The organism is Arsenophonus nasoniae DSM 15247 (genome assembly GCF_000429565.1).
GTDB lineage: Bacteria > Pseudomonadota > Gammaproteobacteria > Enterobacterales > Enterobacteriaceae > Arsenophonus > Arsenophonus nasoniae.
The window spans coordinates 1-16,892 of sequence record NZ_AUCC01000066.1 but is presented as its reverse complement, the minus strand read 5'-3'; the positions used below and the strand labels follow the sequence as shown (position 1 = coordinate 16,892).

The window sequence follows — 16,892 nt, the reverse complement described above, 5'->3', positions numbered from 1 at the left end:
TTTTTTATCATTCGCGAAAAGTTGCGAGTGATAAATTCTTCTGAGCATTCAAGCGATTCTACTTTTTGTACAACATGATGATGTTGTTTGCCAAAGTAATGAGCTACATCGTCAGTTGTAGTGATCGCTTTACCATTATGAATAGTAACTTTAGGGGTGATAGTGGATAATTGAAGTGTCATAAGACCTCCATTGATAATCTGAATTTACCACCACCTAGAGGTTTCGAATCTCGTTGGGTGGTGAACTGAACAGGGTTCGAAACTACCGCGATTATCAGACGGCCAGCTTTTCAGCTGCCCCATCCAGCCCACCATTGAAATGTAGCTAGATTACGACATTAAAAAACACGCTCGCGGCGTGTACATGTCGCGATAATCACAGCGGGGTTTCGAATCCCGACATCTGATTTTGCAGATGCAAGTAAACTATAGCGCATGATTTCTTCTTTCGTCAATGGGTATTTTATATTCGTAGTTAAACGCATGATTAAGGTTATTTGGGAGTTAAAAAAGAGGGTAAATTTAAACTGAGATTTCACTCAAAATTAGGTGAAATTGTAACTCACTAAAAGCAGTAAGTAATTGATTTATAGTGGGTGAAATCGCTTGTTTTTGCGTGTAAATACGTATATTAAATGAGCTGTATTTTTATAAGTAATTGATATACAAGCATTTTATTTTTATTTACCATCTTCTATCTCCAAAGAGAGTAAAAAACCCCGTTGTGCTAATGTTGTAGTTAAATTTTGCTTTACCCGAGCTAATACGCGATATTGAACAGAGTTAGCCGGTTTCAACTGTAAATGTACCGCCCCCTGTTTTTGCCAGCGCGCAATGATCACCATGCCCATCATCGGGCCATTTAATAATCGATAAGTTAAACGATTACCCTCACGTAATAGATATACATTATTTAATGTTGCTGAGCTATTGCGATAAGCCAGTGTCTCTGATACCGAAGACCAATCTGACACTGACGTAGTGTTATCAGGCTGTTGAGCTAGCAAAAAACGTTCAAAACGCTGTATTAATTCGGGATCAGCCTCCCGGCGGCGTTGAATATTAGGCACCCTACTCGCGGTGATAACATTACGCTCAATCATATTAGTCATTCATCACCTCTTTCAGTTTTTCTTGGTTTTTAATCATCAGCAGACGTTGTTTAGCCAGTTGCGCCTTTTGGCACTCTAATTCAACGATCGTCTCACGTAGTTGAGCGATACGCTCTTTTAGGGCTCGCTCTGCCAGATAAACTTCCCGCATAGATTGCTTAAACAATGCCAGTTGGTCACGGGAAATGGTTTCATTTGGCAATGAAGGCGTGGCTAAATCGTGCCACAGTTTCATCCGTTGCTGTTCCAACTCGGCAAGGGTTGCTTGTAGCGCTTGCTGCTCACGCTCAATTTGTTGCCATTGAGATTGCAAACTTATTTCTCGCTGCTGTCGTATTTGCAATAATCTTTTAATAACAACGCGCTCAATGGCAGAGAATTGATTTTTCATAGACCTTAAACCAATTGGTTAAGATTTTCTATCGTCTGGTAAAATGAAACCCATTCATCGCTATCCTGACGAAGAAATTGATTAATTGGGTGATTCTTTTCAATTGCTTCATCAGTATCTTTATCTTGCCCTGATTGATATTCACCAACACGAATTAATAGCTGAACATCTTGAAAAAGTGCTCGCAATTGGCGTAAGCGACGTGCATGTAAGCTATGGGTTTTACTAACAATGTTATCCATAACTCGACTCACACTGGCGTTCACATCGATGGCGGGAAAATGTCCTGCGGCAGCTAATTGGCGTGATAAAACTATGTGCCCATCTAAGATAGAACGAACCTCATCAGCGACAGGCTCATTCATATTATCACCTTCTACTAACACGGTATAAATAGCACTAATACTACCCACCTTAGCTGGGCCTGCCCGCTCTAATAAAGCAGCCATATGAACAAACACACTAGGCGGAAAGCCATTGGCAACCGGAGGTTCCCCTGCGGCTAAACCAATTTCCCGTGCTGCGCGCGCAAAACGAGTCAACGAATCCACCAGCAACAATACCTGTTTGCCTTGATCACGAAAATATTCAGCAATGGTGGTTGCCGTCAAAGAAGCTTTCATTCGCTCTAACGGCGGGCGATCCGAGGTGGCGACGACTAATATGGTTTTTTTTCGTGCGGTAGCAGGTAAATGATTATCGAGAAATTCACGCACTTCACGTCCACGTTCACCAACCAAAGCCAATACTACCACATCGGCTTCACAGCCCCGAGCTAACATACCGAGTAGCGTACTTTTGCCACCACCGGCGGCGGCAAAAATACCGATCCTTTGACCAACACCCAGCGTCAAAATACCATCTATCGCTTTGATACCCGTTGGCAAAACTTCGCTAATTAACTGACGTGTTAATGGATCTGGCGCCGCGTTATGATTACTACGCCATTCACCCGCGATCGGCATTTTTTCTAACGGCCGCCCTAAACCATCCACAATGCCACCTAATAAATGCTCGCCTACCCGCACGCGATGACCATGGCCCAAACGTTCTACACATGCGCCGGAGACTAATCCAATGGTAGAGTCAAACGGTGACAACCAAGCTTCTTGTGCTTTGATGGTAACAACCTCGGCCGCTAATCGATTATCAATCAGGCATAATTCACCTTGCTTAGCGCCTGGCAGTGTCACTTTAACTAAATTAGTCGAGACTTCCTGTACTTTACCAAGACATCGATAAGGAAGAATATCCGTCAACGGTTGAAATAGAGGAGTGGTCATCGCTTGAATGATTTTTGCTTTATCCAGTGAGTGCATCCAGTTTCTCCCCCATAATATCAACCTGAGCCAAGACTTTAATATTGGCATCTTCACCAATTTCTTGGAATGAAAGTACGGCGGTTGTTGCCAATGCAGGCTCGATAATTTTGCGTAAATAACGACGTACATCCAATGAAGTTAATACCACACAAGCGACCTGAGTGGGTAATTTTTGTTTTATGGCCGCAATAATCTGCTGCTCTTGGGCCGGCTCAAGGGCACAATAAGATCCTATCGCTGATTGACGGATAGATTCGCGAATACTATTTTCAATCCCATCACCCACTAACAACATAGGGATCCAGCCCTCTTCGCTAGTAAAGCGCCGGCGAATATGACGGCGAAGTGAAACGCGAACATACTCGGTCAACATTACGGTATCTTTTTCTTTTGAACCCCATTCAACCAGTGTTTCAAAAATGGTTCTTAAATCACGAATAGAAATTTGTTCTTCAACTAAACGTTGCAAAATATCAGTCACTTTACTAATTGGCAGTAAGCGCTGCAATTCTTTCACTAATTCGGCATAACGCATCTCCATCGCATCCATGAGATAACGCGTTTCCTGTACGCCTAAAAACTCTTTACCAAAGTGATAAATTACCTTTTCCACCAAATAGGTAACAATCTCTTCCCCCTTATAACCGGTGTTTGGTGACAATGAGGGAAGATCGCCTGCCAACCAATAAATGGTTTGATGATTAAAAATCAGTTGCTCTTGACGTACTTGAGGTAAATCTATTGGTTGCGTTAATAAAATTGCCGCTGGATCTATCTCTGTCTTAAAGACAGGTTCTTGATATAACAGTATTTGTAATGTGTTTGTCTCTTTTGTATCGACCTGTAACTGTATTTCAGGTAAAGGCAAGCCTAATTTTTCAAATAATTGCCAACGTAAATTTTGCAATTTGTCAGCTATCGTCTCAGTCATTATTTGTTGGCCAACAATAACTAACAGCGGTATTGTGCCTGGCGTCATCTCGCGCGATGCCTGCTCTGTTCCATTCTCTACAGAGGGATAAATCTGACCTGTGCCTTTTTTTACTTTTGCATTGCGCTTCATCCAATAAGAACAACCAAATAGCATTAAGGCTAATGAACCGAATACAAACCAAGGAAAACCAGGGATGATAGCGAAAACCAACAAAATACTAGCGGTCAATTGCAATGACATAGGTTGACTAAGTATCTGTTGTACTAAATCACCAGCCAGATTATTTTTTTTCTCGCCGGGTACCCGAGTAACAATTAATCCTGCGGTTATGGAAATAAGTAATGACGGGATCTGCGCAATTAAACCATCACCGACCGACAAAATGGCATAAGTATTCAGTGCTTCTGTCGCCGACATATTATGTTGGATTACCCCAATGGCAATCCCACCACAAATATTGGCTAAAATAACAATTACGCTAGCAATGGCATCACCTTTGACAAATTTCATCGCACCATCCATGGCACCATAAAGTTGGCTTTCCTTTTGTACCAATGCTCTTTGTCGTTTGGCTTCAGTTGCATCAATAATGCCTGCCCGCATATCACCATCAATACTCATCTGTCTGCCAGGCATGCCATCGAGAGAAAATCGGGCACTCACTTCGGCTACGCGTTCAGAGCCTTTAGTAATAACAATGAACTGTACAATAGTGATAATGGCAAAAATAATGATGCCAACGCCAAGATTACCGCCAACGACAAAATTACCAAAGGTGTACACGATCTCACCGGCATCATGTTGTAATAAGATTAGGCGGCTAGTACTGATAGTTAATGCTAAACGATACAGTGTGGTAATCAACAACATGGATGGAAAGGCAGAGAAGTCAAGCGGATCACGTATATAGATAGCCATCATAAATAAAATGATCGATAAGCCTAAGTTGATCGCGATTAATACGTCAATTAAAGTCGTTGGCAGCGGTAAAATCATCATGAATACTGACAACATTAACATGGCGCTAAGGATAATATCTTGACGTCCTGCAATTTGAGATAACCAACGAGTTATTGACATTATCAGGCAGCTCCTTTAGGTAACTGAGAAAGAAATTGACGCTGTCTTTGACACAAACGAAATAAAAAAAGACCATCACTCTCTTTTGGGCACCATGCACTCACATAAGCTCGGTGGCGAATAATAAATACTCGCTGCGGGATCCCCCAAAATCCCTCCGGTTGATTAATTTTTAATGCTTGTAGGAGATCAAAATCCCCCTCTTTTAACAACCAGCTGGTCATAAGAATACGCTCTTCAATAATTTCAATACGCAGACCAAAAGGTGGCCAGTGGCACTCAATTGCCGTTGAAATTTCGACTATCCGGTGATTGAACAAAGAAAAAAAATGTTCAAGATTACGAGCCAGTTGCAATTTCATCATCTTCCCTCTTTACTATTTACTATTTACTATTTACTATTTACTATTTACTATTTACTATTTACTATTTACTATTTACTATTTATTAAGCATGCTAGAGGAAGCTCTGGCTTCGTATCCGGTAAATACCTGAAATGACCTCACGGCAGGCAAAATGAATTTTGCGCCAACCCGGTTAAAATTAACGAAAAAATATTTATGGGCGCAATACAACGATTAATCCGCCAAAATTAGCTTAATTAAATCAATAAATTATGCTAATCTATAACGATTTCAGGCTGCAAGTTCATTTTTAGATAGCATTGACAAAATCAGGCGACAGCATGTTCAGTTTGGACAAGTGCCTTATCAATATCACCTAAACAGGCTGTTAACTCCTGACCATCGTTCTCTCGCCAATCGTTTAATTGTTGTGCCACCTTATTCACTAATTCAGCGCGCTCTTTTTGCTGTTTGATGTCTATTTTCTGCTGTTCTGTACGTCCCCAATTTTCTAGTTGTTGCATAAAAGATTGTGTCTGATCCTGCTTTGCCACCTGCTTAAGGGAAATATGTTTTTTAATATCGGCTACCTGAATATCTAAATGTTCAGCAACGGTTTTCCACTCATATTGTTTGTTAATAAATTGCTGTAACGCGTCTTGGATACGCTGTTCGGTCATTTTATCTTGCGCATATTCATATGCCTGACGAAAACCCAGGAAATCGCTATTTTTTAGTAAACTTAATCCACTATAGCCAAAGTAACCACCTACGGTCGCGGCTAACAATGCACCGATGCCTAATACGGCTAACCCTACTCCGCCTGTTCCTACAGTGAATATCAATGCAGCCGCCGCCACGGTGGCTGAAATAGCTGCTGTACCGGCAATTGCCGCGACACTAAATAATTTTGCTTTAACATCCATTTTCTGCCAAACATTAGTAGTATCTTGCCACCAACGGCGCAGAGTTCCGACTTTATTGGTTTCAAAACAATCGCGACCTAAGGTACCAATATCTTGCAGTAACTGGCGTTTTATCACATAACCGACTACCGAAGCCGCCCGTTGCTGAAAACTACCCTGTTCACGAATACCGAGCATCAGGGCGTTAACCATCACTTCGGTATTACGATGGTCGGATACCGTTGAGGCTATTTTCTGTTCCAGCCAAGTTTGGACAAAACCGCATATCATGCCGGTTGACCAACCAGCACCTAAAAGTGCTGCCACTGAGCTTATTAAACCACTATGAACGCCGCCTTTTATACCGGCGGCAAGATAAGGTAGTAAATGGGTAAAATGCAATAGTGCGATCATTTCCGGTGACATTGAGTATGATGGCTGTAAGGGAAGTAGCTCTCTGGTCCCCAGCAAAATATCTTTAACTTGATTTTCTACTGTCGCAGTTTGCCAAATCGAACTAACCGCAGTAGCAAGTTCAGCACCAAACCAACCACTATTGCCAGTAATAATTTGATAAGCATGGGTAATATTCTTGGCTAGCGCTTGTGACTCCATCGGATGTGCCATTACCCAATGATGCAAATCCCTAAAAGCCGCCAAAATTTCCTGTTTCTTGTCAGTATCCAGTTTCTTGTCAGTATCCAGCGATTTGATAAATAGGGATGGGCTAATTATTTGATATAGCGCTTGATAAGCTTCCCTTAAAGTTTGCATACCATTTTTAGCTAGTTGGTGCTGTAAAATTAAGGTTTTCAAATCAGGTCTAAATTCACCTAACCATCCTCCCCATTCACCAGTAATATTTTGCACCACCCAATGTTGCCATGCCTGCACATTATAGTAATCGCCCTGCTCTGGATAGCCCTCCATCTTATTTGCCTGTCGATCAAAACGAACTAGTAACAGCAAAGCAGCTTGATACTCATCATCTAGCTGGACCATATCTTGTTCAATTTTTTGTAATTGACTGTCATTTAAGGAGGATCCCTGTGCTGATAGTTCTGCAGTTCGACATTCTTTTTTCTTACTAAGATCATACATAGCTAAGTTAAGCTGCTGTAACAGAGGTAAAAATGCCAAATAACCTTGTTTATTGAGCTCCCTTACTTGCTGCAGAGTAATATCTTGCAATTTTTGCAATTGATCAACATATTGGTCATGTTGCTCATATTGCTGTTTTACACTTTGCCAAAATCTTACCGCATCCTGTAATAAACTTAAATGCTGCTTCTGCTCGCTAATTTGTTTCAGCTCTTCTGCAAAACGGCTGCGTACTTTGCCTATATTTAAGCTATCAGTCAGAGATTGTAATTCGTTATGATAAGCCGTTAATGCCGAGATCTTTTTAGTTAAAAAAGGCAAATACCGCTCAGGCGATGCCATTAACCGAGATGTTAACACTCGTTGTTCCACATCATAATGGAAATTGATGGCAGAATGGCTACTTTGCCTATCATACAATTCTTCAAAGCGATAGACCTTATCTTGTGCAGTGAGCACTTTTCTCGCCAAAACAACCCATTTTTCTTCGGTTGCTAATTGCTGAATATCCGCTTCACATCCCGGCTCTAACTCTAAATTATCGATATTTACCGCGCCATCAGCAATAACCGTTCTATCTTGCATGCTACAACGCTCACCACTAATGGCAATTAGCATTGCTGCTACATACTGTTCATGTAAGTAGCTCTCTTCTCCGGCCCTATTTAACCAATTGCTCAAAAGTGCTGCTTGGCTACGAACCTTACTCTGTTTGTCTTCAAATCCCAGGCGTTCTTTAAGAACCGATTTATTTTCTTTTACCTGGGTTAAACTTCTGGTTAGTATCTGAATTAATTGTTGATAAATACCTGAGTGAATTTTATCTTTTTCTTCTTTAAAAGGGATCGCAACCTCGCCAGCTAATGCAGGCCGTTCGCTAGCTAAAATAGCCACTAAGGTGGTCAGTTCAGAGGGTGAAGGTAATGGTAATTCAGCGTTCGCCCAAAATTCAGTTAATTGTGCTTGCCAGTCATTTATTGAGGATACCTGATCAAACATTTCAATCAGCTGATGACTGAGTAACAAAACCGATTCAGAGGCTACATTTCTAAGTTCTTCAGGCAAACTAACAAAACGGGCATTAATGATCTGTCGCTCTATAACCGTCTGCTGCCAGAATTCAGGTAACATTGCCAACTGTCCGGCCACTGCCGCAATGTGCTCTTTCTGTACTAAAACTTGCTCCAAAAATGAAGTCAGATGAACTTGTTGAGAGGAGGGAACGGTAAGGCAACATTGTTCAATGTCATCCAGTGCTTGCTGATAAAAATCAAGATAGCTTTTTAATTGGCTATAAAGATCGGAAAATTCATCACCCTGATAACGTAGATCAGTTAGAGCCAACAAACGTGCAGAGGCACTTTGATATTCATTTTTTTCAACGAGTTTATGATAGTCAGCAATAGCTTGTTGCACTTTTTGAATATTTTTATCTTCCCAATAAAACCAATTACCAAATCTAGGTATACTAGTCGGAATAGGTAACTGGGCTGGTCCACCTTGATTGACAAGTTCTTTTATCGCATTACTAAACTGAATCAGTGAAAAAATTTTATTATTAATATTTTCAGCTTGATGACTAGAGGCTGAATGTGCTTGACTCATTGCTAACAACATAGATTGTGGAATAAATTCTATTTTATGGGCAGCCAGTGGTGTTTTGGGTGATAAATCTAGCTTAGGTAGTGTTTGTTCAGTGGTAGCCAAACCATATCTTTCTGCTAATGAACGTAAGAACACGGTTAGTTTCTGTTGAACTGTTATATTAAGGCGTGCAACATAGGTCCGAATGGCATTTTCATTTTTCAGAAAAGGTAGTTTAGCTAATGTACTTAACACATGGTCATTAAAACTCATTTGAGCATGAACCAAACTTGAACTAGCTTGATCCTGTTGACCCGATATCAAACAAGGATTAGCCCACAAATTTTTTGAAAATCTATCCAATTCAATCGTCATATAACAACCTATATTGTTAGCTCCGGGCACTGACTAAACTCATGGTAAAGCGCTTCATAGCAAATTGTCGCGCGTTCAAACCAGACTAATAGTTCTTCACCACTGGCGGGAACCGGCCAATTCACCGCATATAATAAGGTTTGTTGCACTGAATCATAACCTACCGCACCATCATTATTTTCAACCAGTTGCATATTGTGGTGCATACAATTAATGAAGAGTAAATGTGCCTTTTGCGCATCAATCTGCCCCAAAAAACCATAAAATTGCCAATAAGTTCCTTTAGCATGGATAGACATCATCAATTGATTATCAAGTAATAAAGTGCACTGCTCACTCTCATCCCATACCAAAGGTAGGCCTAATAATTGACCAAAACGAGCAAGTACACTATCTTCTTTACGCATTTCTCCCCTCCTTTAAACAGCATACTTATCATTCCACTGTTCAAGCAGTTGCAACATGACTTCTAGAATATGCTCTTTTTGTTCTGGATCGCGATAACAAGCTTCACTCATGACCACCATAATTTCCCGCCATTTACGTAGAAAAATTAAATGTTGCAAGGTTGTTAATGGTAATTTTATTACCAATTGTGCTAATGCCTCAGGATAAATCCAACTTTGCTCTAATAATTCAATGCTAATTTCTGCAACAGTATCATTTGCTAAATTGAGTGTGCGCGACAAAGAAGCACAGTGTTCATTAAAAGCTAAAAACAGCCATAAGCGACGTAAATCGTCAATCGTAGTAACTAATTTAGTCATATCTAACTGTTCATGACTGACTAGCGGCTCTGATATTGCACGGATTAATAATTGAATAGTCCGTCGTCTATCTTTATGTTCTTGTAATAATTTAAACCAATGACTCAGCCCTTTTTCTCCACGGGCAGCATGCTGATAGAGTTGACGGTAAGCTTGCAAACGTGAAGTATCTATCGTCATACCTTGACTAGCCGCAATTAACGCTAGCTCAATATCTTCTTCCGCTAACAATGACATTAAAAACTGTTTAATTTTCGAACGTTCAGATAAGGCTAAGCTTGTCATACCCTGTAATATTGCTAACAAAAAAATTAGCTGTCCTTTATTTAGGGCCAACTGAGGAATTTGCTGTAAAATTTTATCGCCATCTTTAAAGGAGAGAAGTTGCTTAGCAATCTGCTCTATAGACCCGCGTTGCTTTTCGCCTAATTGCTGTAACAGTTTTTCGACGCCATTAAATAATGCACTTTGCTTTTTATTGGCATCGGCTATTTTTTTCATTATTTGGCTTAGCCCTAAGCTTAAACCTTCTAACGTTTCTTCCAGCGCTTCAGCACGGACTTCCGCTAATGCAATGCTGGCTTGCGTAGCCGTACTCTCCGCAGGTATAAAACTTGCTGTCTGCTTGCTATCTTGTAGAGATTGAAAATCGAGGTAATCAGCTTGATCAATTCGCATCACAAGTTCCTCTCAAGTGCGTTTTTTTCGTTGTAGGAACACAGGTTTCTAACAACCTTTCAAGGTGTTCATATAAATCAAAGCGTAATATCATACAACTTGAACTTAATTCTGCTTGCCAAGGTGCAAAATCAGCACGGATCCTAATTTGTATTTGCTCAGCAAATATTTTACACAACGCATCTGCTTGTTCTGGTGAAACACTTAGTACTAAACTTTGTTTAGTCGTTGCTTCACCTATCTGCTCTGTAAGCTGGTTAACAAGATTTTCACTAATATTTTGTTTTTGGCACCAGGCTTTAAGAACTAATTTTACTTGTTGACCGATCCGTTCCTGTAAAACGATAACTAGGTGTTTTTCCAATTCTGCCTGTTCAACCAGCCAAGTGATACTTTCGGCCACTATTTCTTGCCGTAATTGGGTGCGCCACGCTTTTTCTTGCTGCTTAACGGTTATTTCTGCTTTAGCAACAATCTGTTGTGCTTCCTGCAAAAGCACATCACACTCTTGCCGCACTTTAGCTGCATATTGCTTAATACGTTGTTTGGCTTTCTGCTCCCGTCTACATTCAGCTAAACCTTGCTGAATTTCATCAGGCGTAATTTCTAATGTTTGCTTTAAGAGTTCACACTCTTTAACTAACACTAAAAATCCATTCATAAGAAACGCTCCAAACGAAATAACCAGCGAACAGCCTGTTCAATCTGTTGTTGCGAACAGGGCATTTGCTCCTCTAATGGAGCAAAATACCAGGCTAAAAGCAGCGCAAAATCATGTCCTTGCCAATAATGAGAGAAAACATTTAAGGCATAAAGGTGCGCCTGCTCAAGGAACTCCTCAACTAACCAGGGTACTGCAACCCTGTGGCACTCTGTTGGCCATAAAGCGATTAATTGCTTTATCTGTTCCTGACTTAATAAGGTCGCTAAACGTGACCTATAAGCACTATCCCACAAATAGTCAGGAGAAGGATTACAAACTAATCCAACAACGGTGAATAAAAATGGCTTTTTGATTAATAACAACAACCAGGTCTGCATATTCTCCGGTATTTGACGGTATAAAGCAGGCTGAAAACCTAATCGATTAAGTATCAATTTATCTATGCGTCGTTTTAATTCATTACTTATTGGGTAGCGAGACTGCCATTCATTAAGTCCAAGCGATTGCCACCATTTAGCATGCATGATCTCGCCTGGATGGGATAATAAATAATTAAATCTCACTGCCAATTCAGTCATTAAGATTTATCCTTACGTCGTCCAAATATTACTGCTGCAAACACGACAATAAATATTCCGGTAAAAGTTAATAAGATTAACGTTTTATTGGCTACAATGTAATTTTGTAAATATTGCCATTGCTGATTAGTTTGCATTTTCTGTGGTTGATAACGGAATTCAGCCGGTTGCAAAAACAAACTAATTTTATCGGATTGCAAACCGGATATCGCATTCTTAATTAAATTGCGAATTTGTGCTTCAACCCCATTCATATTGACTTCTGGTGAATATTTAATGTAAACCGCTACCGACTTTTCGGCCGTAGTATTATCAATATTACTCTCACTATTGTCCGCCTGAGCAATTGAGACTCGTGCACTAATAACACCATCCATACTTGATAGGGTACGCTCTAGCTGTTGTTCTTTAAGATAACGCATTTTTGCTTCTTCTTGAGCAGGAGAAGATACTAATTGACCTGCTGGAAAAAGATCCTCAATACCGACATATTGCGTTTTGGGATAACCATTTTGCCTAAGTATTTCCACCGCATCGATGAACTTATCTTTTTCGATTTGCAATGTCACTTTGCCGGTTTTGCCATCAATTTCAGAATTAACATCAATGTGATTTAACATCAATAACGCAACCATTTGATTAGCTTCATCTTGAGGCAAATTTCGGTATAATTCGACCTTACAGCCGGTCAGGAACAACACCAATAATAAACATAAATACTTTAAGTATTTCATTGCATTGTCACTAATTTATTGATCGATTGAGCAAGACTTCCTGCCGTTTTAGCTGCCATGTCCACTTCAAGAACGGCTTTCACTATCATTGCTTGTCCTTGAACGGCTTGGGTCGGTGACAGCGCTTGAGCCGTCGGCTCGACGGTTGATGGAAGAACTGTCCCTAATGCCGCCGTTTGTCCTTGACCGTGTTGCATTAATTGATTGAATTTTTCAACTAACTGGGTATCAGGATTAACCGCTTCTGCCGTCTGGCTCTTCATCAAATTGATGGGGGCTACTGCTTTAATGTCCATTTTCATCTCCCGCTAATAAAGTAGAAATTTGCGATTGATTGACCATGTCAGCAGGCGAGGAAAATAAACAACGCAATCCTTCAGCTTGATTACTTTTCATACCTGTTAATGAACGTAGCGCGGCACTGTTTTCACCTAAAGCAAAGTAGACTAAACTGCTACATAGCGCACGCGTATCTTCGTCAGCAATCAATTCAGGAAACGCGGCTAACATGGCATAAGCCTGTTTTATTAATCCATGGTTGGCAGCAGCAAGCGCAATCTCTACCAATAATTGTTTATCTTCTTTTTTCATATTTTGGCAATAATCCCTTGTATCATGTCTTTAACCACTTTGATCAAAGCGCTTTCGTAACCGATAAAATTGGAATATTGCTGTACCGCAAACTGCATCTGTAACATCTGAGCAGGATTACTCGGATCAGCGTTGGCAATTTTACTTTTAATATCACCAGCAGCATTAGCAGATAATTGCGATAATTGGTTGATGATAGCATTGAAATCCATAATTTTACCCTAACGTCAAATTAAGCATTGTTTGCCAGACTTTAGCCATTTCGTTTTTGAAATATCAATAAAAATGGCAGTAGATACTTATTAACCAACGATATAAACAATGCTATTTCACTTGATCAAAACACTTAACGATATATCAGTACTTAAACTTTTGTTAAAACCAAAAGACCTAGACAGCCCTATCCCTGATTAATATTTCGAGTGTGTTATTGTTATTTAATGATTTATTTCTGTATTATTGCTTTCTTTCCTATTACATAGTTTGGTGGTTAATAATCATTTTTTATATCCGGTATTCACCTGAAATAAGAAAAAACAAACGAGTTATTATGTAGAATTAAATTTAATAGCGGGAATATTAATAAATAGATATAACTAAACTGAATATAATAGCTAAATTAGATCTAACGAATGAGATTTATCATTAGATGATAAAAAATAAATTGGTATTTAAATATAGACAGCAAAGATTAATATATTTATTAAACTAAAAAACAAGGATATCTTTGGAAAAAATTAACGGGTTGCAACGGAACCAGTTAATTTTTATGGTTAATAGATTATCTGTTTAATGAGCAATATGTAATCTAAATATTATAATATAATAATTCTTAACTATTATTCTCTAAACAATAATAACATCTACCCGCAGTTTATTTTACAGAAAGAACTTTTTTCTTTAACCAATCAACTTCATTCTCCAATTGACGCTTTTTTTGCTCTAGATTGGCCAACTCTGACTGATATTGTTGCTCTCTGTGTTCTCTGTGTTGCAGTGCAAGTCCATCGTGCATGTCCTTCAATTTGCTTATCTTTTGCTGCTGTTGTGCATGTTGTTCCTGTAACAGATTTTTTCTCTCAACCGCGTTCCCCAAAGCCACAGATGCTGTCCTTGAGGTAAATGCATCAACACTGTTACTCACCATTTTAGTGGCTGAAAAAGTGCTACTCAATGCACCCAATGTTGCTGTTGTGGTGGTACTGCCTGAACATAATGTACCGACAACTAAGCCTGAGCGTAAAAAAGCAGAGGTATACTTAGCCCAGTTTTCAGCGCTGTCATCTGTCATACCTGCTCTATTAAACAGCCGATAGACACCATTAGCTATAGCATCCGATCCTAACTTCAATCCTTCACCACCCTTAGCTGTACTATGCCAATTAGCGTAAGCACACCCAGCATCAGCGACCGCCAGACCAAATGTAATACTTGAACCAACGAGTAAAGGCATTGCTGCGCCGGCAGTAACTAGGGTAGCTGCTATCGAAAGCCCTAAGCCAACGCCTGCGATCGCCACATTTAATAGTTCTTTAAAAAATGAACGCTTGGCAATTTCAACACCTTGCTGCTTAGCTTCATCATAGTATTGTTTAGACTGGTTAATTTGCTGTTCAATTACCGGTTTTAAATCCAGGGGTTTACTTGCCTCAGCCTCTCCTTTTGCTACCGGCAGATCTAACCACTGAGTCACATTATTTGCTTGGGTAAGAGGTACCTGGTTAATATTGAACTGCCGCGTACTAGCCGATGATTTGATGGGTGATTGAGCAAGATCCAGGTAAGCTAGTGCTGCTCCACCAGGAGCAATAGTATTATCATATGGCATAAAAACCTCCTATTAGTTATGAAAGTCACTATAGAATTTCATCTAATAATGCCTGTGCAAGTCTACGTATATCAGGTTGTACTGGTGCAATAAAACTCTGCTCGATTGATGTCTGTAATGCATCAATAGCTTCGCTCGTTTGCTCGATTGCCAGATAGCATTGAGCGATACGAAAAGTCACTCCGGCATCTCTCGCATCAAGTAAACTGGCATAGCCATAAAACACTAATGCATACTGATATTGTTCTAGTGCGTGTAATGTAGAAGCCAATCCGATAAGATATTTTCGTTCGCAAGGCTGATACATTACCAAATAAGTAAAAGCAGTTAATGCCGGCGATAATTGCAGTTGCTGATAGGCATCTACCGCTTGTTGGTAAGTCGCATTTAATATCTCACTTGAGATGTTTTGTTGCAGTTGTGTTTGCGGTTGTGTCAATGCCTGTTCAATAATGGCAATTAATTGCGCTAGCGAAACCTCCTGATTGATATTTGCTATAATCATCTTGGGCCATAGCCTCACTTAATTAAAACCGCTCAACAGCCTATTTTGAGCGGTGGTTTTTTCCTTAACCGTTTAACTATGCTATTTATTAGTTAAAATTTACTTATTTACTACTGCTGAGCTAATACGCGTGTATAAGTCAACTAAATCTTTGACGATGGAGCGCATTTGTTCGGATAGTTGACAAGCCTTATCCCATGAGTCTTTAATGTTTTTTGCGTAGCTCTGTGCATTGGTCGCCTGGAAATCACCTTCGACTTTTTCCAATTCGGCTTTTTTTGTCTTTTCAGCAGAGCTCAACTGGCCAATCCCTTCCAAACTTTTACCACTAGCTTGTCCCAAATGAGTGGCGATTTCATCAAATTGTTTAGATAAAGGAGCGCTTAGTAAGCCAACCACACCAGATAAAATTTGACATGCACCAGTTGATATTGCCGCACTACAAGCATCTTCGATCCCTTGGCGTTTTTTATCGAGTGATGCAGTTTGTATATTCCAGCCTAATTCTTGTTGCTTTTGATTAAACTCCTGCAAAATATTGCGCAGTTTCTTTAATACTTCAGCTAACTTAATAATCAATTCATTGATCTGAGCAATAGCATCCATATTACTAACGTCATAAAGCCCACTATTCCCCAAATCATCATATTTATTGACTGAAGCTGAATTGGTGGACATTAATTGAATATCACTCATAACTGCCTCCTACTAAAATTATCTGCACAGTGGGTAACTACCCATTTCTTCGCGCGTTTTACACTATTGTGCTTACTCACGCTGCTTGCTAGGATGCTTTTATGTTGTTGTTTTATTGATCATTAAATTTCACTATCAGCGATACTAGCCCAATATCAACAGCGATTATATATTTATGATCAACGTCAATTAGCCGCTGGATTTCGCTTTTTCATCATCAATTTTTGGCCAATAATGGCTAAATCTGAATTAGAATAGCATTATCAAGTCATGCCAATTATCAAAATCCAGCTGTTTAATTGCTAACTTATAGTTAGTAATTGCTAATTGAAATAACCACAGCATAAAAGTTTGCCAGGACTAAACTGTTGCACTGTCAACGATCACCGAAAACTGATCCACTTTTTATCTAAATCCGATCAATCAAAATTGATCCACTGTTTTACTCAGTTATTGCTCCTGAGCGCCGCTTATCTTTCAATCGGTAGCTTTCACCGCTTAATTGCAGTACATGCGAATGATGAAGTAAACGATCAAGCATAGCGGCGGTTAATGTTGCGTCATCAGCAAAAGCACTTGGCCATTGCCCAAATGATAGGTTACTCGTCAATATGACACTGCCATGCTCATAACGCTTGGCAATCACATTGAAAAACAGGTTTGCTTCTTCTCGCCCAAACGGCAGGTATCCAATCTCATCG

18 protein-coding genes and 1 pseudogene are annotated in these 16,892 nt (G+C 39.8%); all 19 read right to left on the bottom strand.

The features are described from left to right. Window positions 1–182 (bottom strand): annotated as a pseudogene (locus G468_RS23005) (Rha family transcriptional regulator); the annotation flags it as partial. Between the two features lie 500 nt (window positions 183–682). Beyond that, complete coding sequence (locus G468_RS0112610; RefSeq protein WP_026823428.1) at window positions 683–1,114, bottom strand: hypothetical protein; 432 nt, start codon at window positions 1,112–1,114, stop codon at window positions 683–685. After that, window positions 1,107–1,505 (bottom strand): hypothetical protein, encoded by a 399-nt coding sequence (locus G468_RS0112605; protein WP_026823427.1) that lies wholly within the window; start codon window positions 1,503–1,505, stop codon window positions 1,107–1,109. Before G468_RS0112605 ends, G468_RS0112610 begins: the two co-directional genes overlap by 8 nt. Before the next feature lie 5 nt (window positions 1,506–1,510). Continuing rightward, a complete protein-coding gene (locus G468_RS0112600; RefSeq protein ID WP_026823426.1) occupies window positions 1,511–2,824 on the bottom strand; it encodes a FliI/YscN family ATPase in 1,314 nt (437 codons plus the stop codon). Beyond that, complete coding sequence (locus G468_RS0112595; protein ID WP_026823425.1) at window positions 2,808–4,841, bottom strand: EscV/YscV/HrcV family type III secretion system export apparatus protein; 2,034 nt, start codon at window positions 4,839–4,841, stop codon at window positions 2,808–2,810. The genes G468_RS0112600 and G468_RS0112595 overlap by 17 nt, the downstream gene beginning before the upstream one ends. A gap of 2 nt (window positions 4,842–4,843) precedes the next feature. Continuing rightward, on the bottom strand, window positions 4,844–5,206 hold the full coding sequence (locus G468_RS0112590; RefSeq protein ID WP_211229668.1) for a hypothetical protein: 363 nt from the start codon (window positions 5,204–5,206) through the stop codon (window positions 4,844–4,846). Window positions 5,207–5,514: 308 nt separating this feature from the next. Next, a complete protein-coding gene (locus G468_RS0112585) occupies window positions 5,515–9,150 on the bottom strand; it encodes a type III secretion system effector BopA family protein (protein WP_026823423.1) in 3,636 nt (1,211 codons plus the stop codon). Window positions 9,151–9,158: 8 nt separating this feature from the next. Next, window positions 9,159–9,557: a CesT family type III secretion system chaperone gene (locus G468_RS20850; RefSeq protein ID WP_051297088.1), complete on the bottom strand. Its 399-nt coding sequence runs from the start codon at window positions 9,555–9,557 to the stop codon at window positions 9,159–9,161. Window positions 9,558–9,569: 12 nt separating this feature from the next. Further along, a complete protein-coding gene (locus G468_RS0112575; protein ID WP_051297087.1) occupies window positions 9,570–10,595 on the bottom strand; it encodes an HrpJ domain-containing protein in 1,026 nt (341 codons plus the stop codon). Next, window positions 10,585–11,256 carry a hypothetical protein gene (locus tag G468_RS0112570; protein ID WP_026823421.1) on the bottom strand — a complete coding sequence of 224 codons (672 nt, stop codon included), beginning with the start codon at window positions 11,254–11,256 and terminating at the stop codon, window positions 10,585–10,587. Before G468_RS0112570 ends, G468_RS0112575 begins: the two co-directional genes overlap by 11 nt. Further along, on the bottom strand, window positions 11,253–11,837 hold the full coding sequence (locus G468_RS22530; RefSeq protein WP_051297086.1) for a type III secretion system domain-containing protein: 585 nt from the start codon (window positions 11,835–11,837) through the stop codon (window positions 11,253–11,255). The genes G468_RS0112570 and G468_RS22530 overlap by 4 nt, the downstream gene beginning before the upstream one ends. Then, window positions 11,837–12,571 (bottom strand): type III secretion system inner membrane ring lipoprotein SctJ, encoded by a 735-nt coding sequence (sctJ, locus tag G468_RS0112560; protein WP_026823420.1) that lies wholly within the window; start codon window positions 12,569–12,571, stop codon window positions 11,837–11,839. The genes G468_RS22530 and sctJ overlap by 1 nt, the downstream gene beginning before the upstream one ends. Next, window positions 12,568–12,867 carry a type III secretion system inner rod subunit SctI gene (gene sctI, locus G468_RS0112555; protein ID WP_026823419.1) on the bottom strand — a complete coding sequence of 100 codons (300 nt, stop codon included), beginning with the start codon at window positions 12,865–12,867 and terminating at the stop codon, window positions 12,568–12,570. Before sctI ends, sctJ begins: the two co-directional genes overlap by 4 nt. Beyond that, entirely contained in the window at window positions 12,857–13,162 is a 306-nt protein-coding gene (locus G468_RS0112550) for an EscG/YscG/SsaH family type III secretion system needle protein co-chaperone (RefSeq protein WP_026823418.1), read from the bottom strand. Before G468_RS0112550 ends, sctI begins: the two co-directional genes overlap by 11 nt. Beyond that, complete coding sequence (gene sctF, locus G468_RS0112545; RefSeq protein WP_026823417.1) at window positions 13,159–13,374, bottom strand: type III secretion system needle filament subunit SctF; 216 nt, start codon at window positions 13,372–13,374, stop codon at window positions 13,159–13,161. Before sctF ends, G468_RS0112550 begins: the two co-directional genes overlap by 4 nt. 662 nt (window positions 13,375–14,036) lie before the next feature. Beyond that, entirely contained in the window at window positions 14,037–14,990 is a 954-nt protein-coding gene (locus G468_RS20840; RefSeq protein ID WP_051297085.1) for a hypothetical protein, read from the bottom strand. A 28-nt stretch (window positions 14,991–15,018) separates the two neighbouring features. Then, the gene (locus tag G468_RS0112535) at window positions 15,019–15,495 is read right to left on the bottom strand and encodes a hypothetical protein (protein WP_026823416.1); all 477 of its coding nucleotides are present in this window, start codon (window positions 15,493–15,495) and stop codon (window positions 15,019–15,021) included. A 99-nt stretch (window positions 15,496–15,594) separates the two neighbouring features. Continuing rightward, window positions 15,595–16,191 carry a type III secretion system translocon protein SseD gene (sseD, locus tag G468_RS0112530; RefSeq protein WP_026823415.1) on the bottom strand — a complete coding sequence of 199 codons (597 nt, stop codon included), beginning with the start codon at window positions 16,189–16,191 and terminating at the stop codon, window positions 15,595–15,597. A gap of 442 nt (window positions 16,192–16,633) precedes the next feature. Continuing rightward, window positions 16,634–16,892, bottom strand: a 259-nt coding sequence (locus G468_RS0112525; protein ID WP_026822469.1) for an ATP-binding protein, incomplete at its 5' end; no start/stop codon positions are given.